Source organism: Bizionia argentinensis JUB59 (assembly GCF_000224335.1).
Taxonomy (GTDB): domain Bacteria; phylum Bacteroidota; class Bacteroidia; order Flavobacteriales; family Flavobacteriaceae; genus Algorimicrobium; species Algorimicrobium argentinense.
The window spans coordinates 1-2,345 of sequence record NZ_AFXZ01000021.1 but is presented as its reverse complement, the minus strand read 5'-3'; the positions used below and the strand labels follow the sequence as shown (position 1 = coordinate 2,345).

The following is a 2,345-nucleotide window of genomic DNA, read 5'->3' as shown; positions in this document are numbered from 1 at the left end:
TTTAATTACACAGAACCTAATGTATACAAAGCTTCCGAAGACCCTATGCTACGTTCTGGATTAGTGTTTGCCGGCGTTAATAATTACTGGGGGAAACCTATTACAAGTTCAGTAAATGATGATGGTATATTGACAGCTAAAGAAATCTCTAATTTAGACTTGAGTGCCTGTCAATTAGTTGTGTTAAGCGCATGTGAAACTGGATTAGGAGACATTAAAGGGAGTGAGGGTGTTTTTGGGTTACAACGTGCTTTTAAAATGGCAGGAGTAAAAAATATTATAATGAGTTTGTGGAAAGTGCCTGATGCTCAAACAGCAGAATTGTTTGAGCTATTTTATAAAGAATGCTTTGAAGGAAAAAGTGTTCATGAGGCATTGCGAATAGCTCAATCAGACATGAAATTAAAATATTCTCCTTATTATTGGGCTGGGTTTGTTTTGTTGGAGTAGGGAATATTATTACTTTTTCTCAATTCTTGAAATGTCTATTTACCATTTATTAAATGATTAAAAATAAAATACTTCTCGTTTTTCTAATTGTTTGGCAGACTCATGGTTTTTGTCAAAAAGGTATTGATAGTCTTAATCTATACTATTCAAAAGGGCAATATGGGAAAGTAATTAATTTAAGTGACAAATTACTTGCTGGCCATGAGTTAGATACTCAAATGGATTCACTTCATTATATAGGGTATTTAACATTTAAAGGTCTAGGGTTTTTAGAACTTGATCAACTTAATGCCGCAGAAGAACAACTAGAGTTTACTTTACAAAAAGCGCAAGATTTTATTCAAATACATCGCGTCGTTATTATCCAGCCAACTAGTAATTTGGCTTTACTATATTACAAAAAAGGAGAATTAGCAAAGGCTAAAAAAATGTTTCTAGAAGCATTGACAGTTCAGGAGGAAGAATTTGGAAAAAATAATTTGGGTTATGCTACCATACTAGGAAACCTAGCTAATATCTATTTTGCTATAAGTGAGCTTTCGCAAGCGGAAAAGTTATTTCTAGAAGTTGTCGAAATCCAAAAATCACTTTCAGATGATAATAGTTATGGCTATGGTTTAGCTTTAAATAATTTAGGTGCTTTTTATTTGAATATTGGACAATATGAAAAGGCTTATGAATCCTTTGTTACAGCCTTCTCGTTGATACCTACAGGTCACCCAAACTATCTATTTCTCTTAAATAATTATGCTATGTGTCTTGATAATTTGGGGAATAAAGTTGATGCAGAAAAATGGTATGTTCATGTTATTGAAAAATGCGAAGAGATTGATGCTTTCCCTGGGATATACGCAACAGCACTTAATAATTTAGGGACATTATATTTTGAAGAAAAACAGTATGAACAAGCACTACCTATTCTGCTAGCAACACTCAAAGTTAAAAAACACATCTATGGAGAAAGTAGTACAAATTATGCTATAACGCTTGGGAATATAGGTTTGCTTTATGTTGAAACGAACCAAAAAGAGAAAGCAAAGAGTACCTATATTAAAGCATTAACTATTTTTGAAGAAAATAATCAAGTAAACAGTAATTATTATAAAAGTACTGTTAGTAATCTTGCTCAATTATATGTAAAAACGGAATCATACGAGAAGGCTTCATCTTTATTAAAAAAAAGTATGCAGTTGGAACATGCGAGTTTCTTGAAAATTCTTGCTTTTTTATCTAAAGAAGAGCTCAATTTATTTTTGAAAGTGAATTTAAACCCTCATTATTCAACATTATCATTGCTTAAGGATTACCCTTTAGCAGATAGTTTAGCACTTTCAAGCTATCAAAACGAAATACTGATTAAAAGCCTATCATTACGGAATCAGCAACGTATTAGGAATCGTATTTTAAAAACTAAAGACACAGTTCTTAAAAACAATTATATGCAGTTTGTAAAACAAAAAAGGCAATTGATGCAATGGGATAAACTTCCACTGTCCCAAAAACCTAAAGCATATGATCAATTAGACATTGAAACAGAAAATATAGAAAAATATTTGAGCAGACGATCTTCGGAGTTTGCAGAGTTAAAAAACACACTTTCCATAAACTTTAATCAAATACAAGAGAATCTGAAACCAAATGAGTTACTTATTGAATTAGTAGCTTTTAATTATTATAATGAAAAATGGACAGATAGTATCATGTATAGTGCGTTTGTTGTAGGGGAAAATTATAAAACTCCAAAATATATTTCACTTTTTGAACAACAACAATTAGATTCTTTACTCGAGAAAAAGGGTGCTCCTGAAGCCTCCATTAACCAGCTATATTCAGAACAAGCGATAGATGATCTTTTTATAAAACCATTATCTAAAGAGTTAGAAGGAATTACTACC

Annotated in this window: 2 protein-coding genes; both read left to right on the top strand. The window is 31.5% G+C overall.

Features of this window, described 5'->3' with window-relative positions:
- A partial coding sequence (locus tag BZARG_RS07200; RefSeq protein ID WP_040288139.1) for a CHAT domain-containing protein occupies positions 1-450 on the top strand: 450 nt, incomplete at its 5' end.
- Positions 451-503: 53 nt separating this feature from the next.
- Positions 504-2,345, top strand: a 1,842-nt coding sequence (locus BZARG_RS07195) for a tetratricopeptide repeat protein (RefSeq protein ID WP_040288138.1), incomplete at its 3' end; no start/stop codon positions are given.